This is a genomic window from Lawsonella clevelandensis (assembly GCF_003241315.1).
In the GTDB taxonomy this organism is placed as follows: Bacteria; Actinomycetota; Actinomycetes; order Mycobacteriales; family Mycobacteriaceae; genus Lawsonella; species Lawsonella clevelandensis_A.
Window position 1 is genome coordinate 24,002 of sequence record NZ_QFOZ01000012.1, and the last position, 20,147, is coordinate 44,148.

The following is a 20,147-nucleotide window of genomic DNA, read 5'->3' on the forward strand; positions in this document are numbered from 1 at the left end:
CGCCTAACGTTTCCGGCTGGTACTTCATCCACACTGTTACGGACGTAACCGTAAAACGTGGAGTACAAAAGGTGGCCGCGTACTGTCCCACTATCTATCTCATATCTATCTCACCATGTAACTCACAGTGTGATTACACAACATGCGTGGAGACACTACGCGCGTATGCGGAATGACTTTACAAGACTACTAGGTTCACGTGGGACAAATCAAAAAGGATTAAGCCTAGCGGAATAATGGGTAAAGATCGAGAGGGGAAAGCGACAAAAAATGATTGTCCGTCGATTCTGTGCCGCTTCTGTGTCGATCCCTCAACGATCTCTCAAGCCATGGTTGAGACTTACGTTTTCTAAATGCCCAGCTTACAAGCGTGTAATTCGTTTTTTCCGCAAAATTCTGGAAAAACAGAAAACTTTGCCGAGGGGAGACCTGCAGGTTTTCTGAAATGTGTAATTAGTGGACCAAATATATTGCTTTTGCCTAGAGGAGATAGCTAAGGTTTCAATTCGTGTCCCTGCGAAAGGAACGCTACCGCGAGGCCGTCTGTAAATGGTCGTTTCGCGCATACGATCCTTGCCAGAGGACTATCTACACTGTGGATAACGCATGTGGATAACTTTGTCGTACCCTGATAGCCTTCTGGTAATCGCAGGTTCGCCAAAGCGATATAAATTAACGTTGCCTGGTAATTCAGCTGGGTAACCCAACTGAGTAACTTAACTGGATAGCCCAATCTAGTAACTTAACCGCGATCGATAGTGTGAATGTGGAGGATATGGTGACGCAAACCCCAGACCTCCACCATATTTGGGGAAAAGTTCTTGAAGAACTAGAAACTGCGTCCGCTAACCCTTACTCCCCCACCCCCAGTCTCTCCCCACAGCAACGCGCGTGGCTGAGACTTATTGAACCCATCCAGTACACCAATGGTTTCGCCCTGCTATCAGCACCTAATACTTTTGCGAAAGAAGCCATTGAACGCACTCTTCACAATCCCATCACGGCTGCTTTGGAAGAATTACTGGGTGAAGAAGTAACACTGGCTATCAAAGTTATCGACAAAAACCCAGAAGATTCGTATGAGCATGAGGACTCGCATTCGTTCCTTCGAAAAGCTCTTGACGCAGATCCCCTATCTGGCCCGTGGCCACGCCCACCTGTGATCTCGCGAGATCGCGATCTTCCTGAAGATTTCCCCGAGGATCTTCCCACCTATCACCCAGATTTAGACTATTCAGAAAATGCAGCTACCACTGATGGTTCTGCTGCTGCACCTGTGTCTACTACTTCCGATACACACTCCACGGCTGCTTCCACTACTGGCACACAGTCCAATGGTGACGCACAGAGTGATGATAGGCAGAGTAGTGGCGGGCAGTATGAGGAGACGCAAAAGCCTCCGTCACCCACCGCAAGTGTTAGCCCCCAGGCTGTTCCGGCCCCAACATTGAACCCGCGCTACACTTTTGACAATTATGTTGTGGGGGATTCCAACCGTTTCGCCACCGCGGCCGCGTGGGCAATTTCAGAGCAACCCGCCCACGCCTATAACCCGCTTTTCATTTGGGGCGGTTCAGGTTTAGGGAAAACACATCTTCTTCACGCTATTGGCCATTACACGCGCCAACTATTCCCACAGTTGAAGGTGCATTACGTCTCCACCGAGGAATTCACGAACGATTTCATTAACTCGCTGCGTGATGACCGCAAGGAGAAGTTTAAAAAGCGTTACCGCGATTGCGATTTGCTCCTCGTTGACGATATTCAATTCCTTGAAGGTAAGGAAGGTATCCAGGAGGAGTTCTTCTACACATTTGAGGCGCTACACAATTCCAATAAACAGATTGTTATTAGCTCCGACCGTCCCCCCGCATCACTTTCTACACTGGAAGACCGCCTGCGGACACGCTTCGAGTGGGGTCTTATTACCGATATTCAAGCCCCCGACCTGGAGACTCGTACCGCTATTTTGCGGAAGAAAGCCCAGGTCGAGAATCTTCAAGTGCCTAGTGAGGTTCTTGAACTTATCGCCTCGCGTATCGATAGGAACATTCGTGAGCTAGAAGGCGCTCTTATTCGTGTGACGGCATTCGCCTCACTTAATAAGCAGGATTTAACGCCCGAACTGGCTCAAATAGTTCTTCGTGACCTTGTTCCCGCAGATAAACAGGTTGAGGTTACCGCCGCAACTATTATGACTGTTCTCGCGGAAGCCTACTCCACCAGTGTGGAGGAATTGTGTGGGCCATCTAAGACTCGCCCACTAGCAACTGCTCGGCAGATTGCCATGTACTTGTGTCGCGAGTTAACAGAAATGTCCCTCCCTAAGATAGGTGCCACGTTTGGTGGGCGTGACCATACAACAGTGATGTATGCGGAACGTAAAATCTCTAAGCAGATTAAAGACGATAGGGATCTTTTTACCCAGGTGCAGCAGCTTACCTCGGAGATTAAAAAGCGAGCTGAGCTAGAACACTAATAACGGTATTCTCGTTACCTACTTCATTTTATGGACTGCTCTGTCTATTATGAGCTGCTATGACGTACCAGTTAGCTTGTTACTTAGCCTGATAGTTATTCACAGGCCTGGCTATTTCGGTGGATTTTCGGCAAAAAAGGCAACAAATTTCTCTGTTACCACGATTTTTATTCTCACTAAGTAAAGTTTCTATAAATTTTTTTCGACAAAAATATGGGGTGAACTGCACAAATATTTGTCCCCAATAAGCAGGTGACACCTGTGGATAACTATCCACAAATCTGGGGGTGAAACGTGGATAAGTTGCCGATACATGTGAATACTTCTCCGAATTATCCACAGGAGGACAAAGTTATCCACATTTCATTAACAATTTCCCCAGAACAATTCACAGCGTGAAATCATGGTTCAACTGCACAAAATCCCAATCATCCACATCTTCCACAACCCCTATTACTAAAACTACAAATTTAAAGAAAAGAAATATAGAAATAGAGCCCGTGCATAACCGTCATGAAAAATCTGTAATTCCCACAATGCTTGGTACAAATCTCGCCATTTCTCGCTATTTCCCGGGTGAGAAACTTTGCTAAACCAGCTAACCTAAACAACAGAAAGTTGTGACTAGAAGGAGACCCATACCCTCATGGAACTCACCGATATGAATTTCCGGGTAGACCACAGCGATTTCGCTGACGCCGTAGCATGGGTAGCCCACAATATTCCCAGCCACCCACTAGAACCGATCCTTGCTGGTGTTCTTCTTACCGCTAACGACGAGGGACTCACCATCAACGGATTCGACTACGAAATCTCCACCGAAGTCACCATCCCCGCAGAAGTCGTTGATAACGGCAGCGTCGTTGTATCCGGCAAACTTCTCGCCGACATCACCCGCTCCCTGCCCAAAGACACTGCAACTGTTAATGTTGACGGCGCAAAACTCCACATTTCCTGCGGAAACGCCAGATTTACTCTCCCCACTATGCCCGTGGAGGACTACCCCAACCTCCCCAACCTCCCCACAAAAACCGGCAGCATCCCCGTTGATGTTTTCGTTGACGCCGTCAAACAAGTTGCTATTGCCGCAGGTAAAGACGATTCCATCCCCATGCTCACCGGCATACGCATGGAAATTAACGACGTCACCGTCACCCTTGCCGCCACCGACCGCTTCCGCCTCGCAGTCCGCACATTTGAGTGGGATCCCTTTGCACAATTCAGTGATTCCGCCGTCCTCATCCCCTCTAAGATGCTGTCCGAAACAGCGAAAACATTCGCAGCCACCTCCACTGCACCAGTGGAACTAGCACTTGGCGGCACTGATGAAGAACTTGGCGGAGAAGGACTCCTCGGCATCGTGGGCGAAAATCGTCGCACCACCACTCGCCTTCTCGATGCGCAATTCCCACCATTCCGCACACTGTTACCACAGTCACATACCGCTATCGCCACCATGGACATTGCGCCTTTAGCAGCATCTATTAAGCGCGTTTCACTTATGTCGGACCGCGGCGCCCAAGTTCGCCTTGCCTTTGCAAATGGCGAAGTTGTTCTTACCGCCGGCGGTGATGATTCCGGCGAAGCCGAAGAAACCCTCCCCGTCCGCTACTGGGGCGAGCCAATGACCATCGCCTTCAACCCCTCCTACGTGCTGGATGGACTCTCCGTCATTGAAGACACCACCGTCACATTCGGATTTACCAACCCGAACCGGCCCGCCATCATCATTCCCGGCATTACTGAAGAACCCGACACTAATAATGACGGCGAATACATCTCCCCCGACACGGACTACACCTACCTCCTGATGCCCGTCCGCCTCCCCGGATAGACAGTAGAAAGCGCACTTGTGTTTCTACGCCACTGCGAACTACACAATTTCCGTTCCTGGGATAACCTCACACTGGATCTTCAGCCCGGTATCACTGTTTTTGTGGGAGCAAACGGCCAAGGAAAAACAAACTTTTTAGAGGGCATCAACTACCTGGCCACTTTGGGATCCCACCGAGTTTCTGGAGATAGTCCCCTTATTCAAGACGGTAAAGACTCCGCCCAACTAGCTGCCACCGCAGTTCATAACCATCGGGAACTAACCGTCGCCATAGAAATTAATAGTGGCAAAAGTAACCAGGCCACTATTAACACCGCCCCGTGCCGGTCACGCGAAATTGTGGGAATTTTAAGCACAGTTCTCTTCGCCCCAGAAGACCTTGGCCTTGTTCGTGGCGAACCCGCTGGCAGACGCGCCTATATGGATACTCTTCTAGTGCAGCGACGTCCCCGGCTGCGTGGCGTTATTAGTGACTACGACAAAATTGTGCGGCAACGTAACGCACTACTAAAAAGTGCCTCATTGTCCCTGCGGCACGGCTACCATACTGCCGCCGGTGCTAGTGCGTTGGGCACGCTTGATGCATGGGATGCCCAACTTGCCCATGTTGGGGCGCAACTTTTGGCCGCCCGCCTCGATCTTCTCCACAAGATTGCCCCGCTCGTTGCGAATAATTATGTGGCGCTTGCCCCACACTCGCGTCCCGTACAACTGTGCTACAGTTCCATTCCTCAACTTACGGTGAATGATTGCGCCACTACTCCTCCACTGGATACAGACTATTTAGAGGCGGCACTCTTGGTAGGATTGGCGGATAAACGCGAGCGAGAAATTGACCGCGGTGTCACTCTGGCCGGGCCACACCGCGATGACCTTACTCTTCTGTTGGGAACGCAGCCGGCGAAAGGGTTTGCAAGCCACGGTGAATCGTGGAGCCTTGCCTTAGCTTTACGCTTAGCCGCCTATGATCTTCTGACATCCGAAGGGACAGAACCTATTCTGCTACTTGATGATGTGTTTGCAGAGTTGGATCATTTCCGCCGCGCAGCTCTTGCTACCGTTGCCAGTAAAGCCGAGCAAACTCTTATCACGGCGGCAGTGGGGGAAGATCTGCCCGACGAATTGCATGTTACCGCCACGCATACTGTGAGCACCGCGGGGGAGGCGAACCAGCGTATTTCACTGCTTGATGGTGTTCTTACTGATGATCCCAGTGTTAACGAACCCGCCCCCGGGGGAATCGCTGGCCGCTATAACCCCGGTGCCCCTGATACAGTTGGCTTCTCTAACACGGGTGTTCCCGATATGTGCGGCATTGACACTTCCGATACTGACAGTACCGGCAATATGCATGATGATCGTGATGAAGTAAATGGTGAAACACGGAAGGAGGACAGCAAATGAGCCCACAGGGAAAGCAGGAAGCGCAGGGACCACAAAACTCGCAGAGCTCAGATGAGGGTTTCACGTCAGATGTTGTCCACCGTACTCTCGCTGCTGCTTTAGATGCCGCCCGCGCAACTGGTAAAAATGTGGGGCGGGGACGCGCCAGCCGCAATCCTTACACTTCCCGCAATTCCCCCAATTCCTATAGTTCTGCTAATTCTGCTAGTTCCTCCCAGTCCTATGGGGGTAACGGGCCGCGTGGTGAACAACACCACCGTGGAGCAGGGAAGGCCAGTACTGGCCGACGTCGCCGCTACAGTTGGACTAGTAGTGGACCCGATAAGTGGGATCCGCAGCTTCTCACTGCACTTGTTGCCGACACAATACAAAAACATGGCTGGCAGCATGAGGTTATAGGGGGGCGAATTATCCATAATTGGCCCGAAATTATGGGGGAAGAAATTGCTTCCCATTCCCATGTAGAGAAGCTCGATGAGGATGGAGTCCTCTACATCCGCACTGATACCACTGCGTGGGCAACGCAATTGCGGCTTCTCCAGCCTAATATTTTGGCTGAGCTTGGTAAGAAGTATGGGAAAACAGTGCGTATGCTGCGAATTTTGGGTCCTGCTCAGCCTAGTTGGCGGAAGGGACCGCGGCATGTGAAGGGTCGTGGGCCGCGCGATACGTACGGATAATTCATGCGTATGTATATATACCCTTACTAAAAAACGTTTTAAACGCGATTTGCGGAAAAAATTTTTATCGTTGGGCTCCTACACGTCAGTAGGTCCTAAAAGCGTCGTTTTGCCACTGAGGGCGTAGAATAGAGAAGTAAGGATGTTCGAAACGAACACACGCTAGTATTCACGTCAGTGAAATAAGGAGTGCGACACTCTGTGGCTCCCTCTCAGAATAAGAAGAAAAACGAGTATGGTGCCGATTCCATTACCATCCTCGAAGGCCTTGAAGCTGTCCGCCTACGTCCCGGTATGTACATTGGTTCCACCGGCGAACGCGGTCTTCACCACCTCGTCTGGGAAGTTGTAGATAACTCTGTTGACGAAGCCATGGCCGGCTACTGCGACGAAGTTAACGTCACCATCATGGAAGATGGTGGAGTTGAAGTACGAGATAACGGTCGCGGTATTCCTGTTGAAATGCATGCCTCTGGTTCCCCTACCGTGCAGGTTGTTATGACGCAGTTGCACGCCGGCGGTAAATTCGACTCCTCCAACTATGCTGTTTCCGGTGGTCTGCACGGTGTCGGTATCTCCGTTGTGAATGCGCTTTCTACTCGTGTGGAAGCCGAAATTTGGCGTGACGGCCACCACTGGATCCAAAACTTCAACAACGCTATTCCGGAAGACCTTGTTGATGACGGCCCCGCTGAAGGCCGTGGCACCACTATCCGCTTCTGGGCTGATCCGGATATTTTTGAAACCACGGAATACAAGTTCGACATTATTGCCCGCCGTCTCCAGGAAATGGCCTTCCTCAATAAGGGCCTCACCATCACCCTGGAAGACCAGCGTGTTACGCGGGAAGAAGCCGAGATTGACGCCGAGGCAGAGTCAGGTGATTCTGAACTTGCTGTTGCTGCCAAGAGTGCCGACGACGCTAAGGCCGCCGCCACACAGAAGGCCGCCCGTCGCCGTAAATACCACTACCCCAATGGTTTACGGGACTATGTTGAGTCCATCAACAAGACCAAGCAGGCTCTCCACCCCAGCATTATCGCTTTTGACGCCAAAGGTGAAGGCCACGAAGTAGAAATCGCTATGCAGTGGAATAACGGCTATAGCGAATCTGTCCACACGTTCGCTAACACCATCAACACCATTGAGGGTGGTACGCACGAGGAGGGCTTCCGCTCCGCTCTTACCTCTCTGGTGAATAAGTACGCGCGCGACAAGAAACTCATTAAGGATAAGGACCCCAACCTTACCGGTGACGATATTCGCGAAGGCCTGGCCGCCGTCATTTCTGTGCGTGTCTCCGACCCCCAGTTTGAGGGTCAGACAAAAACCAAACTGGGTAACACTGAAATTCGCTCCTTCGTGCAGAAGGAATGCAATGAGCACCTGGGCCACTGGCTAGAAGCCAACCCCACGGAGGCGAAGGCCATTATTAATAAGGCGGCCTCCTCCGCCCACGCCCGCATTGCTGCCCGTAAGGCCCGCGAGTTGGTGCGCCGCAAGTCCGCCACCGACCTCGGTGGTCTGCCTGGTAAGCTGGCTGACTGCCGTTCCAAGGATCCGGCCGAGTGCGAAATCTACATTGTGGAGGGCGACTCCGCAGGTGGCTCCGCCAAATCCGGCCGCGATAACTACAACCAGGCCATTCTGCCGTTGCGCGGCAAGATCCTCAACGTGGAGAAGGCCCGCATTGACCGCGTCCTCAAAAACGCTGAGGTGCAAGCCATTATCACCGCACTGGGGACTGGTATTCACGATGAATTCGACATCACCAAGCTGCGCTACAACAAGATCGTCATCATGGCAGATGCTGACGTTGACGGCCAGCACATTGCCACCCTGCTGCTCACCCTCCTCTTCCGCTTCATGCGGCCACTAGTGGAGGAAGGCCACGTGTATCTTGCCCAGCCGCCACTGTACAAACTGAAGTGGGGCAAGGGTGAACCCGGCTACGCCTACTCCGACCGCGAACGCGACACCCTCCTCAAGGAAGGCCTCGACGCAGGCCGCAAGATTAACACAGATGACGGCATCCAGCGCTACAAGGGTCTTGGCGAAATGAACGACCAGGAACTGTGGGAAACCACCATGGATCCCACCACCCGCACCCTCCGCCAGGTCACTCTTGACGATGCCGCCGCAGCTGACGAAACCTTCTCCATTCTGATGGGTGAGGACGTTACTGCCCGCCGCAACTTTATTACCCGGAACGCCAAAGACGTGCGCTTCCTGGACATCTAGTAGCACACGTAAAGAGGAATAATGTCCGACAACACTACTTTGCCGCCCGACGAGGTTGAATACGACCGCGTTATCCCGATTGACCTTAACCAGGAGATGCAGAACTCCTACATCGACTACGCCATGAGCGTTATCGTTGGCCGTGCTCTGCCCGAAGTTCGCGACGGTATGAAACCCGTGCAGCGCCGTATCCTGTACGCCATGTTCGACAGCGGCTTCCTGCATAACCGCAGTTATGTGAAGTCCGCCCGCTCGGTCGCTGAAACCATGGGTCACTACCACCCGCACGGCGACTCCGCCATCTACGACACCTTGGTGCGTATGGCGCAGCCGTGGACCATGCGCTACCCGCTGGTGGATGGCCAGGGTAACTTCGGCTCCGCCGGTAACGACCCCGCCGCCGCCATGCGTTACACCGAAGCCAGGCTCACCAGTTTGGCCGAGGAAATGCTGCGCGATATCCGCGAGGACGTCGTCGACTTCCAACCCAACTACGACGGCAAAACCAACGAGCCTGTGGTTCTTCCGTCCCGCGTCCCACAGCTATTAATGAACGGCTCCAACGGTATTGCCGTTGGTATGGCTACTAACATTCCGCCCCACAACCTGGGCGAGGTAGCGGAAGCTATCTACTGGTGCCTGGATAATCCGGATGCGGATGAGGAATCCACCCTGGCGGCCGTCATGGAACGCATTAAGGGACCCGACTTCCCCACCGCCGGCCTTATCGTGGGTGACCAGGGCATTAAGGACGCCTACACCACCGGCCGCGGCTCTATCCGCATGCGTGGCAAGACCTCCATTGAGGAGGAGGGAAAACGCACGGTTATCGTCATCACCGAACTGCCCTACCAGGTGAACCCCGATAATCTTGTGTCCTCCATTGCCCAGCAGGTTTCCGACGGGCGCATCAGTGGCATCGCCAACATTGAGGACCAAACCTCCTCCCGCGTGGGCATGCGCATTGTTGTCACGTTGAAACGCGACGCCGTAGCCAAGGTGGTTCTTAACAACCTCTACAAGCATTCGGCGCTGCAGACCAGCTTCGGCGCTAACATGCTCTCCATTGTGGACGGCGTGCCCCGTACTCTCCGCATTGACCAGCTGGTTCGCATCTATGTGCAGCACCAGTTGGAAGTTATTGTGCGCCGCACCACGTTCCGCCTGCGTAAGAAGGAGGAGCGCGCCCATATTCTGCGTGGCTTGAAGAAAGCCATCGACATGCTGGACGAAACCATCGCCTTGATTCGCCGCTCCCCCAGCGCCGACGAAGCCCGCGTGGGGTTGATGGACCTCCTCGACATTGACGAAGCCCAGGCCAACGCCATTCTGGAAATGCAGCTGCGCCGCTTGGCCGCCCTGGAATTGCAGAAGATTCTGGACGAGTTAGAGCAGATTGAAATCGACATTGCGGATTTGAAGGATGTGCTCGCTAAGCCGGAACGCCAGCGCGCCATCGTCAAGGAAGAACTGTCCGAAATCGTCCGCAAGTACGGTGACGAGCGCCGCACCCGCATCATTCCAGCCGATGGGGAAATCTCCGACGAGGACCTCATTCCGGAAGAAGACGTGGTTGTTACCATCACCGAAACCGGCTACGCGAAGCGTACTAAGACGGACCTGTACCGCTCCCAGAAACGCGGCGGTAAGGGCGTAAAGGGTGCCACCTTGAAGCAGGATGAGATTGTGAAGCACTTCTTTGTGTGCTCCACCCACGACACCATCCTCTTCTTCACCACGAAGGGTCGCGTCTACCGGTTGAAGGCCTACGATCTACCCGAGGCGAACCGCACCGCCCGCGGCCAGCACGTGGCCAACCTGCTGGCATTCCAGCCCGGTGAGCGCATTGCGCAGGTTATTCAGCTGAAGAGCTACCAGGACGCCCCCTACCTGGTGCTGGCCACCCGCAATGGCCTGGTGAAGAAGTCCCGCCTGGAAGACTACGACTCCAACCGCACCGGTGGACTTGTCGCCATCAACCTGAAGGGCGACGACGAACTGGTGGGCGCAGACCTCTGCTCCGAAGACGATGATTTGATCCTCGTCTCCGAGTTCGGCCAGTCCATTCGCTTCCACGCCACCGACGATGTGCTGCGCCCCATGGGCCGTGCCACCTCCGGCGTGTACGGCATGCGGTTCAACGGCGACGATAGCCTACTGAGCATGAACGTTGTGAAGGAGGATCAGTTCCTCCTGGTGGCCACCTCCGGCGGCTATGCGAAGCGGACAGCCATGGAAGACTACCCCGTGCAGAGACGCGGCGGTAAGGGCGTTCTGACCATTCAGTATGACCGTCGCCGCGGCCACCTGGTGGGTGCCGAAGTGGTTGCTATTGATGACGAAATTTTCGCCATCACCAGCAACGGTGGCATTATCCGCACCGCCGCCAAGGAAGTCCGCAAGGCCGGACGTCAAACAAAGGGCGTGCGCCTAATGAACCTGGCTGAAGGCGACTCCCTGCTGGCTATCGCCCGCAACGCCGACCAGGACACCATCGACGAAGAAAACTAAACAGCGCAGGCAGCGTAGGTAGCGCAGCAGATAGCGCAAACGCCTGCTTGTCTGAGCGTATGACTGCGTGTGCGTAGGCGCGCGCGTGTGAATACTGACGTGATCCCCATCCTGTTCCCTAGCCTGGAACCAACTACCAGCTAGGTTTACGGGGTGGGGATCACGGCATTTCCCGCCAGCTGCCAGCGGTTACAAGTGGTTGTTACCAGCCGTTTTGCAAAATGACAGTAAATTCGGATAAAGTTTACGGAGTTACGGGCCTATAGCTCAGTCGGTTAGAGCGCTTCGCTGATAACGAAGAGGTCGCAAGTTCGATTCTTGCTAGGCCCACCATTCATATCCACACTCTCCACAAACTTGGGGCATTAGCTCAATTGGTAGAGCGCCGCCTTTGCAAGGCGGAGGTCAGGGGTTCGATTCCCCTATGCTCCACAGAATTGAGAAGGGAAGTACGGACATCGTCCAGTACTTCCCTTCTTTGTGTATATGTGGACTGCTAATTTTCTGCTAGTACAGGGCGTGTACTACCCAACAGATAAACAATGATTACGTGTAGTCCTAAAGCTCACTACACACTATCTGCACTGTCGAAGAAAGATATACAGCATGCTTGAAACCACGTCTGACTCTAAATCAGGTCCTGAGTTTGTAGAAAAATTCTTTACTGAACGAGAGCTTCATGTCCTTGATGAGAAGAGCGGGACGGGTGAAGTAGACAAAGATCGTTTTGACGAGTGGTTTAGGGAGGTAGAGAAGACTTTTAAAAAGCTTCCCCTCTATCAAGATTCGGCGTGGGAGAAACTAAAAGTAGTCATAAATTTTTTACACAATAAACTTTTTAGTAAAAATGATGATTCAGATGAAAAGGATAAAACACCACAAGAATTGACAATTTGGTTTTTCCGAGGTCAAAGTAACTCAAATTATTCTTTTCATTCAAGTCTTTATCGTCATTTTAAAAGAAATTATGAAGAAAAGAATGACAAAGAAGCGAAATTTGAATCACTTGATGTCGATAATCAAGAGAAAATACTAAGAAATGCTAGAGAAGAGCTTATTCAAAAAGCTCAAGAACACGGTTTTATCCGTAATCTAAGTAACTTGCATATAGAGGCGTTATTACAACATCACGGAACTCCTACTCGACTAATCGATGTAACACTCGATTGGAGAGTTGCTCTATATTTCGCCTGTAAGGAAGACGTAGATAAGGACGGACGATTATTCATATTAGCTAGTCCGTATACGTTCGAAACTCTTGTGAAAGAGCAGTTAGATGCTAAAGGTGTGCCATACGCATCAGATAAGGCTTACCTGGTGTTATTAGCTCATTTTGATTCAAGAATGATTGCTCAGCAAGCTTTCTTCATTAATGGGAAACTTCCTAAAGAGAATAAAAATAATATTCGTTATAACGATGACGAACTGAAATTAAACGAAATTAGAGAAATAATGTCTGTTTCGATTAATTTTCGGAAAGATGGAAAATTAACAAAAGTTAACGATTTACTTCAGCCTGAAACCTCTCCCCAAAATTATGAGGACATAATCGGATATTCGATTCGGATTCCTAGGGAATTTAAGCGCCGTATCCTCAAGAAGTTAGAGGAAGAGGGGATTTGTGAGGATTCCCTCTTCCCACCCCTGCTTGAGACCAAAAGGTTGTTTAAAGAAACAGTTACTAAATCATTCGATGAATCGATTAAAGAACTCAGTAAGCAAGAAGATGAGTAGTGAAGTTATTATCCGGTAGCTTTTTTGTGCGTATTTTTCTGTACGACAAGAGCTAGATTGAATGACTACGCGAACTTACGTTAGTACGGGATAAGCACAAAACTGTATAGGGTTATTCCGCAGAGTTACGCTTCTGAAGCTCTTGCCGCTTGTCTTGGAGGTATGTCATTGCGCGCGGGGCACCGTATTCTAGTAGCGCGTAGACGGCTGTGGCTTTTTTCCAGTTACCGAAAACTGGGACCAGGGGGACAATCTTTTTAAAAACGCTGAAAGCATGCTTGAGGTTCATAGTTTTAGACTGCCACACTGGCACTCACTTTGCAGCGTAAAACCTGTGAAAATTCACGACTAGATGGTGTGAATGCTCCAAACCTGGCACGATAGAACCATGAGTAAAGCAACCGCACAGGCGACCCTGCACACCAACAAGGGCGATATTGTTATCGATCTTTTCGGTAACCACGCCCCGAAAACCGTCAAGAACTTCATTGGCCTAGCTAACGGCTCCGCCCCCTACACCACCCCTAACGCTAAGGGCGGTAAAGAAGGCCCCTTCTATGATGGTGCTATCTTCCACCGTATTATTGATGGCTTCATGATTCAGGGTGGCGACCCCACCGGCACCGGCACTGGTGGCCCCGGCTACCGCTTCGAGGATGAATTCACCAACGAACTCACCTTCGACCGTCCCTACCTTCTGGCCATGGCCAATGCTGGCCCGGGTACTAATGGTTCCCAGTTCTTTATTACTGTGGCCGCCACTCCCTGGCTGAACATGCACCACACTATTTTTGGTGAAGTTGTGGACGCTGACTCCCAGGCTGTTGTGGATACTCTTGCGAAAGTCCCCACCGATATGCGGGATCGTCCCCTGGATGATGTTGTTATCGAGTCCATTGATATTAAAGAACTTTAAACCCCTCAATTTCGCACAAGGATAATCTTATGGCAGCCGCGCGGCGGGCAGATTTCACCACAAATACGGTAATGAAGTCTCCCGTCACGTGGCTGCTTATTATTGTCAACGTTGCGCTGTATATTGTGGTCTCCGTCCAGGGTGGCACATTCCTGCATGCTGCCGTGGACTCTCAGCTTCTTAACGATACTGTTCTAGTACCCTACATGCTTGGCTTCGGCGAATACTGGAGACTGTTGACCAGTGGTTTTATGCACTTTGGTCTCCTGCACATTGCGTTCAACATGTATGCGCTGTGGGTATTGGGGCGTGACGTGGAAATGGCGTTAGGTTCTGCCCGTTTCTGTGTCCTTTATATTCTTTCTCTTCTGGCTGGTTCTGCCACCGTGGTGTGGTATGCGGATCCGGACTCTGCCACGGCCGGTGCTTCCGGCGCTATCTTTGGGCTTCTTGGTGCGGAACTTATTGTGGTGCTGGCGCTTAAAGCTAAAGTATCCGGCATTATTACTGTCATTGTGTTGAACGTAGTTATTGGGGTGGCGCAGCCAGGGATTTCTATTCAGGCCCATTTGGGTGGTTTTGTAGTGGGATTCCTGGTGGCGGGGGCTTTCATTTTTGTGCCACGGTGGGTGGCTGCTATTCGGCAGCGTCACAATACTGGTGGCGGCGTTGTGTACGATCCGCAAACGGGGGAACAATTGCCCGCCTACGTTACAAGTAAGCAAGTAAATGCGTGGGGGTGGGGAACAACCGCAATTATTGCGATTGCTATTATGATTGCGCTTGTTGCTGGTGTGGATAAGATGCAGCAGTTGGTAAGCACTGCTGGGGAAGTATTGTCGCCTACCGTAACTGTGTAAGCAGAGTTGTGTAGTGAAGGCCTACGGCACGTAAGAAAGTTCTCGTTTTGTGTTAGCGAGATAGTGAAATGGAATTTGATAGGTGTTCAGTTTCCATTTTTAGTCTGATAATTTTTAATTTTTTCTTAAGAGAAAATACTGGTAAGAGGCTTTTGTAATATAGCGGGGGGGAATGGGGGTAATTACACTGTGTAATAAGCTTTTCGTTACTTGTCAGTAATCCTTTTGTTGCTACTAGAATACATCCGTATTTACTGGATCGTTCATATTGCTGCTCTTGGATGTAACTTTCTGTTAAAGAAGCTACCTATCTCACTGATAAGTAAGTGAAAAAGCAAAGTAGTTCCTTAAAACCATGCGCGCAAGTGAACACATAACTCTTGGAGTTCTTGTGAAAAACAAGTTTGTGTTGCCGGGTGCGGCTGCTTTTGCCGCGGCTGCACTGTCACTCTGCCTCGGCGGCGGAGTGGCACACGCACAAGAAGCTACAGATAATTCTGTTACTTCTGTGCACGTGCAAGCACCTCGGATCGTCGACACCGTACGTGTCACCAATGACAGCCCAACCCCCGAAGCACCTGTTGACGGTGCTCTCGCATTTCTCGCTGAATCCATTAATCTCGTTGGACGCGACGTTCTCTCCCAAAAGGAGTACATGTCCCGCGGCCCCATTATCCGTGTTGTCGATGCACGTGGAGACATGGAAACCGAGAAAGAATCTCTCCTCGACCACAATCTAGACGATGCCAGCACTCCAGATAAGGACGTTCCTCCTATTCTGATTGCTGGCAGTTTTGCTGTTCCGGCACTTGCTGTCCCCGGCTCCATTGCCGTCGGCGCCATCGGTGGCGGACTCGCTGGCCTCATTGGTGTTATCCCCGGTACCGCTGCCGGTATTGTGAGCGACACTGTTGCCCGTCACCTCACTGGTGGCGGACTTCCCGGTGCTGTCCTCGGTGGCATCACCGGTGGTATTAACGGTGGCATTGCTGCTGTTACCACCGCTGTTGGTGCACCGATCCTGGCAGGCATCGCTGCCGCTGCCGTCGGCGCTCTCCCCGCCGCCGGTGTTCTTGCCGCAGCTTCTGCTATTCCGGCAGTAAAGGTTGTTCAGTCCCGCTCTGAAACCATGCCGAAGGAACTTCCTGCCCTCAAGATGCCGGAACTTCCCGAGACTATTGTTATTAAGCTCGGAAAACCGAACATCGCAAAGCCTGCTGCTCCTAAAGCACAGGACGTGAAGAGCGAAACTGGAAAGCCAGAAAACGGCAAGCAGACAGATCAGAAGAAGCAGGGCCAAGGCTCCAAGAGCGAAAGCAATAAGAAGAAGGATAACGACCGCACCGGCGACAAGCCGAAGGACGATTCCAACAAGCGCGAGAGCAACAAGAACGGCTCCGCTGCAAATGGAAACGGAGGCGCCCAAGACGTTAAGTCTTCCACCCAGCCTTCCACCATTACTGTTCAGCAGATTCTCGACAATCTGAAGAACGTTCCCCTTCCTGACCTCAGCACCATCGCTATCTCCAATGTTAAGAATCTAAAGAACGTTCAGATTGCTGGAAAGACCCCTGAAGAAATCGTCTCCACGGTTATCTCTTCCCCCATTCCCGCATTGCTCGTCGGCCCGGCCATCGCCGTTCCCGGTGCAGTAGTTGGCGGAGTTGCCAGTGCCCTCGTTACCGGCGTCGTCTCCACTATCCTCAGTGGTGTTATCCCCGGTGCCATCAGTGGCGCACTGACCGGTGCTATCCCTACACTGTCATCGTGCTCCCCATTGTGCGTGACATGTTCTTGCTGCCTGTTATCGTTCCCGTCCTCATTGGTGTTCCGGTTGTTGTTATCGGTTCCTTTATCGTTGGTGGATTGCTTATCGGTCATCTTCTTCGCCATGGTCTCCTTGGTGCGATTATTGCCGGTCGCGTTCTTCGCCACGGTGTAGAAATCCTGAGTGCCCTGGCTCTCGCTCATGCACTTCGCCACGGTCTGGGAATCCTTGGTATCTTCGGTGCACTGCTACTGACTACCGGTGCTGTTCTACCGATTCTTGGTACTCTCACCGTTGTCGTTTGCATTGTTCCGGTTTTTGGACTTCACCATGTGGTGCACTTCTTTACCCATCTCCCACTGTTGCTGCTTGTGCTACCAATTCAGTGGTTCTTCAAGTACTTGCCTGAAGGCCTAGACCTCGCAGGTGTTATCGTTCTCATCGTTGCTGCTTGTTTAGCTGCTGCAGGATTATTCTTTGATGTTGACCCCTGCTCTGGAGCAGTCATAGGACTTGGCGGTGGCGGTGTATGCACCATTGTCGGTCTTAGCTTGCTTGCAGCCGGCATCATCTTCGGTATCGCTTCACCCTGGCGGCACCTCATCCCCTAAAAGATAAAAACCTCTAGCTGAGAAGTTTGTATGAAGCTATGGGAACGCTCCCATTCCTTTCAGATGTAAACCTCTGATGTGAACTTCTGTCCCACTATTCCTGCAAAACAGGAATAACGGACAATCCGCTAGTAAGTAAATACAAGTAATGCCCCTTCCTCGCGGAGGGGCATTACTGCTATATTGACGCACTACAGTAGCCGCTGCATGGTGTCGTTACATGGCCGCTACAGAGAGTGTCTGTTACAGGTCGCTACAGAGTGGCTGATACAGTGCTGCCTAGTGCCGTCCAGTGTTGTCTAGTGTGCTGCCATGCTCGGCACTAGTGCGTTGCCTCGCATAGGGAACACTATTCTGGGCTTTCATTTGGGTTCTCAGCCATTACCGTTTTAGGTAATAACAAATTACTGGTTTGCGGTTGCCTGCGGTTTTAACGCTGCTTGCTCAGGTTAAGAATGCCGGCTTCCTCCAAATTGGAGGCAATACGCAGTGGACTTACCCCAATATCCCCCCACGTCACAATCTCAAGCGTATCCCGCTGACGATCCTCCATAGTGGGCAATGGGAGAGGAAGAGACTTCACTTCCTCATACTGGTGGCGCAATTCCGTCCAATCCCCCGCCCGGGCAATATCAAAAGTCAGCATGGGTGAATGCTGAATAATGCCGGAAGGACGATCAATGCGGAAACCGTGCACAGAATAAAGAGGATAAATGTGGTCACGGAAAGTGCGGCGAACATGCAGGTGCGTATCCGTAATAATAAGGCGCGGACGCCGAATAATGCCGGCAATGCCATAGCAGAGTGTAATAACGCCGGCGATGAAGAGAAGAATCTTGGCAGTAATGCCAACAGAGATACCGAAAGTGATACCTAGGAAAACAATGCCGAAAATGGTGTTGATAATACGCCAGGCGATATTAGGGGACCAGGCGTAACGGACAGAACCATCAAACGACATAGGGTATTTTCTCCATAAAGTTATCCACAAGATTATCCACAGTGTGGATGAATTACATGTTTGTTATTATTAACGTACTTTTTAACAAGTGTTTTACGTGCAAGCATAGTACAAACTTAGCTAAAAATAAGATTCGTAAGAATAGCAAAATTACTATCCACAGGCTGTGGATATGTGGATAATACGGATGTTCCCATATAAAGGATAAAGAAAATCCCCATTGCCCACACTGTAATCAGTGTAAACATTGGGGATCTCCCAGTATGCAATTTAATTACTAAAAGCCTTCAAGTATGCACTTAATGAGGTTAGTACTCAGTGCTACCTATACGCAGCTACCGCCATCGCAATGTCATCAGCAGGCCAATAATCATAAGGCCAAAAGCAATGAGGTAATTCCAGGCGCCCAAGTCATCCACAAACGGGATCACACCACGGCCGGCTACTAGGTAGTACATAATGATCCAGGCAAGGCCAAGAACCAGGCACACGCCCATAATGGTAAGCCACACGACTGGGGTCTTTGTCTGCTTTACCTTAACAGGAGTACGGGTCACACCCTCAGAAAGATCCGTCTTCGTCACTTTTGACTTAGGCATAATGTCCTCTCACTACCACCGCACGTTACGATGATCACCTCATCAATCTACCAACGCACAGCTAAAACGGCACATTTCGCTTATACAACTATACAGGTAACCCCGTAAACTAGCACCATGACCACTGAGCCGCCTTCCTCACCTTCCCCGCAATCTGAACAACCACGTGAACAACCAAGTGAACAGCCAAGTATTGTCAGCACCGACCCCGCCGACAATAACGCCATGCACCCCGACGTCAACGCCAACCCGGGGTTCTGGCAACTCCTCCTGCTGGGCTTCCAACACGTCCTCGCCTGCTACGCCGGCGCCGTCGCCGTCCCCCTCTTCGTGGGATACGCGCTGGTCCAAGCCGGAAAAATGGACCCCAGCTACATTCCGCACCTCATCACCGCAGACCTCTTGGTCGCCGGCATCGCCACCATCGTCCAATCTATTGGCGTGTGGCGCTTCGGTGTACGCCTCCCCCTCATTCAAGGCTGCACCTTCTCCGCCGCCATCCCCATGGTCACCATCGGCAGCCAATACGGCCTGGCCGCAGTCTACGGTTCAGTAATCTGCTCCGGCATTTTCATCATTCTTTTCGCCCCGCTCTTCTCCCGCCTCCTCCGCTTCTTCCCACCCCTGGTGACGGGTACTGTCCTCCTTATTATTGGGTTGACGCTCATGCCATCGCCATGGGTGTGCTGCTGCTCATTCTCCTCATTGAGCGCTTCGGGCCCGGCTGGCTCGCCCGCATCTCCGTCCTCGTCGGCATGGTTGTTGGGTTCCTGGTCTGTATCCCCCTCGGCATGGTGAACTTCGACGGTATCCACCACGCCAACTGGGTACGCCCATCACCAAACGCCGTATCGCCGACGCCCTCCGCGCCGACGGCTTCGCCACCGTCCTCGGCGGCTGCATGAACACCTTCCAATACACCGCCTTCGCCCAAAACATTGGCGTCCTCTCCATCACCGGCGTGAAAAGCCGCTACGTTACCGCCTCCGCCGGCGGCATCCTCATTGTGCTGGGGCTCCTCCCCAAAGCAGCGGAAGTGATCGCCGCCATCCCCGCCCCCGTCCTGGGTGGCGCCGGCATTGCCCTCTTCGGCACTGTGGCCGCCAGCGGTGTGCGCACCCTCTCCAAGGTGACCTTTACCAACACAAACATTTGGGTAGTGGCCGTCCCCACCGCGTTGGCACTACTCCCGGCCGTCTGCCCCAACCTGTTCTCCACCATGCCGGCCTCGCTGCAAACCTTCCTCTCCTCCGGCATCTGCATTGGTGCCGTAGCCGCCATTATCCTCAACCTGCTGTTTAATACTGGCCGCAACGCCCCCACCGAGCAGGCCGGGAAACCCGCCGCCCACGACGCACCCCGCGGCGGTGAATTCGGTGTCGATGACGCCGACGATGACGGCAAAGGCGACGAACCCGAACTCCCCGACGAGTGACAGGGGGCGTGGCCAAATATACTGACCACGTACGCGACTACGCCCTCGACGAGTAACAGGTAAATAAAAGCAATAGGCCAATGAAAGTAACAGACAAATAAAACTGTGGGTGGG

14 protein-coding genes, 2 tRNA genes and 1 pseudogene are annotated in these 20,147 nt (G+C 52.0%); 14 read left to right on the forward strand and 3 right to left on the reverse strand.

Annotation, left to right across the window (positions count from 1 at the left end):
* Positions 1 to 778: 778 nt before the first annotated feature.
* From dnaA to DI579_RS06615, 9 genes are all read left to right on the forward strand, one after another.
* Positions 779 to 2,479: a chromosomal replication initiator protein DnaA gene (gene dnaA / locus DI579_RS06575; protein ID WP_306559154.1), complete on the forward strand. Its 1,701-nt coding sequence runs from the start codon at positions 779 to 781 to the stop codon at positions 2,477 to 2,479.
* A gap of 646 nt (positions 2,480 to 3,125) precedes the next feature.
* A complete protein-coding gene (gene dnaN, locus DI579_RS06580) occupies positions 3,126 to 4,313 on the forward strand; it encodes a DNA polymerase III subunit beta (protein ID WP_290599103.1) in 1,188 nt (395 codons plus the stop codon).
* Between the two features lie 18 nt (positions 4,314 to 4,331).
* Entirely contained in the window at positions 4,332 to 5,717 is a 1,386-nt protein-coding gene (gene recF, locus DI579_RS06585) for a DNA replication/repair protein RecF (RefSeq protein ID WP_303678966.1), read from the forward strand.
* Positions 5,714 to 6,397, forward strand: a complete 684-nt coding sequence (locus DI579_RS06590; RefSeq protein ID WP_290599100.1) for a DUF721 domain-containing protein — start codon at positions 5,714 to 5,716, stop codon at positions 6,395 to 6,397. The genes recF and DI579_RS06590 overlap by 4 nt, the downstream gene beginning before the upstream one ends.
* A gap of 201 nt (positions 6,398 to 6,598) precedes the next feature.
* On the forward strand, positions 6,599 to 8,638 hold the full coding sequence (gene gyrB / locus DI579_RS06595; RefSeq protein ID WP_290599099.1) for a DNA topoisomerase (ATP-hydrolyzing) subunit B: 2,040 nt from the start codon (positions 6,599 to 6,601) through the stop codon (positions 8,636 to 8,638).
* A 21-nt stretch (positions 8,639 to 8,659) separates the two neighbouring features.
* Positions 8,660 to 11,149, forward strand: a complete 2,490-nt coding sequence (gene gyrA / locus DI579_RS06600) for a DNA gyrase subunit A (RefSeq protein ID WP_303678967.1) — start codon at positions 8,660 to 8,662, stop codon at positions 11,147 to 11,149.
* Positions 11,150 to 11,405: 256 nt separating this feature from the next.
* Positions 11,406 to 11,482 (forward strand) — tRNA-Ile (locus tag DI579_RS06605).
* Positions 11,483 to 11,508: 26 nt separating this feature from the next.
* A tRNA-Ala gene (locus DI579_RS06610) sits at positions 11,509 to 11,581 on the forward strand.
* A gap of 174 nt (positions 11,582 to 11,755) precedes the next feature.
* Positions 11,756 to 12,883 carry an FRG domain-containing protein gene (locus DI579_RS06615; RefSeq protein ID WP_290599097.1) on the forward strand — a complete coding sequence of 376 codons (1,128 nt, stop codon included), beginning with the start codon at positions 11,756 to 11,758 and terminating at the stop codon, positions 12,881 to 12,883.
* A 112-nt stretch (positions 12,884 to 12,995) separates the two neighbouring features.
* Here DI579_RS06615 and DI579_RS06620 read toward each other — a convergent pair whose 3' ends face one another.
* Positions 12,996 to 13,172: a hypothetical protein gene (locus tag DI579_RS06620; protein WP_290599096.1), complete on the reverse strand. Its 177-nt coding sequence runs from the start codon at positions 13,170 to 13,172 to the stop codon at positions 12,996 to 12,998.
* Between the two features lie 99 nt (positions 13,173 to 13,271).
* On the opposite strand from DI579_RS06620, the gene DI579_RS06625 reads away from it, so the two are divergent.
* The 4 genes from DI579_RS06625 (at position 13,272) to DI579_RS06640 (ending at position 17,038) form a co-directional block, all read left to right on the forward strand.
* The gene (locus DI579_RS06625) at positions 13,272 to 13,799 is read left to right on the forward strand and encodes a peptidylprolyl isomerase (RefSeq protein WP_303678968.1); all 528 of its coding nucleotides are present in this window, start codon (positions 13,272 to 13,274) and stop codon (positions 13,797 to 13,799) included.
* Between the two features lie 29 nt (positions 13,800 to 13,828).
* Positions 13,829 to 14,659, forward strand: a complete 831-nt coding sequence (locus DI579_RS06630) for a rhomboid family intramembrane serine protease (protein WP_303678969.1) — start codon at positions 13,829 to 13,831, stop codon at positions 14,657 to 14,659.
* 391 nt (positions 14,660 to 15,050) lie between these two features.
* Complete coding sequence (locus tag DI579_RS06635; RefSeq protein ID WP_303678970.1) at positions 15,051 to 16,601, forward strand: hypothetical protein; 1,551 nt, start codon at positions 15,051 to 15,053, stop codon at positions 16,599 to 16,601.
* Positions 16,526 to 17,038, forward strand: a complete 513-nt coding sequence (locus DI579_RS06640) for a hypothetical protein (protein WP_303678971.1) — start codon at positions 16,526 to 16,528, stop codon at positions 17,036 to 17,038. The genes DI579_RS06635 and DI579_RS06640 overlap by 76 nt, the downstream gene beginning before the upstream one ends.
* A 430-nt stretch (positions 17,039 to 17,468) precedes the next feature.
* Here DI579_RS06640 and DI579_RS06645 read toward each other — a convergent pair whose 3' ends face one another.
* Positions 17,469 to 17,999, reverse strand: coding sequence for a hypothetical protein (locus DI579_RS06645; RefSeq protein ID WP_290599091.1), 531 nt, complete (start codon positions 17,997 to 17,999; stop codon positions 17,469 to 17,471).
* Between the two features lie 335 nt (positions 18,000 to 18,334).
* Positions 18,335 to 18,598: a cell division protein CrgA gene (gene crgA / locus DI579_RS06650; protein ID WP_290599089.1), complete on the reverse strand. Its 264-nt coding sequence runs from the start codon at positions 18,596 to 18,598 to the stop codon at positions 18,335 to 18,337.
* Between the two features lie 225 nt (positions 18,599 to 18,823).
* On the opposite strand from crgA, the pseudogene DI579_RS06655 reads away from it, so the two are divergent.
* Positions 18,824 to 20,033, forward strand: a pseudogene (locus tag DI579_RS06655) (nucleobase:cation symporter-2 family protein).
* Positions 20,034 to 20,147 lie beyond the last annotated feature (114 nt).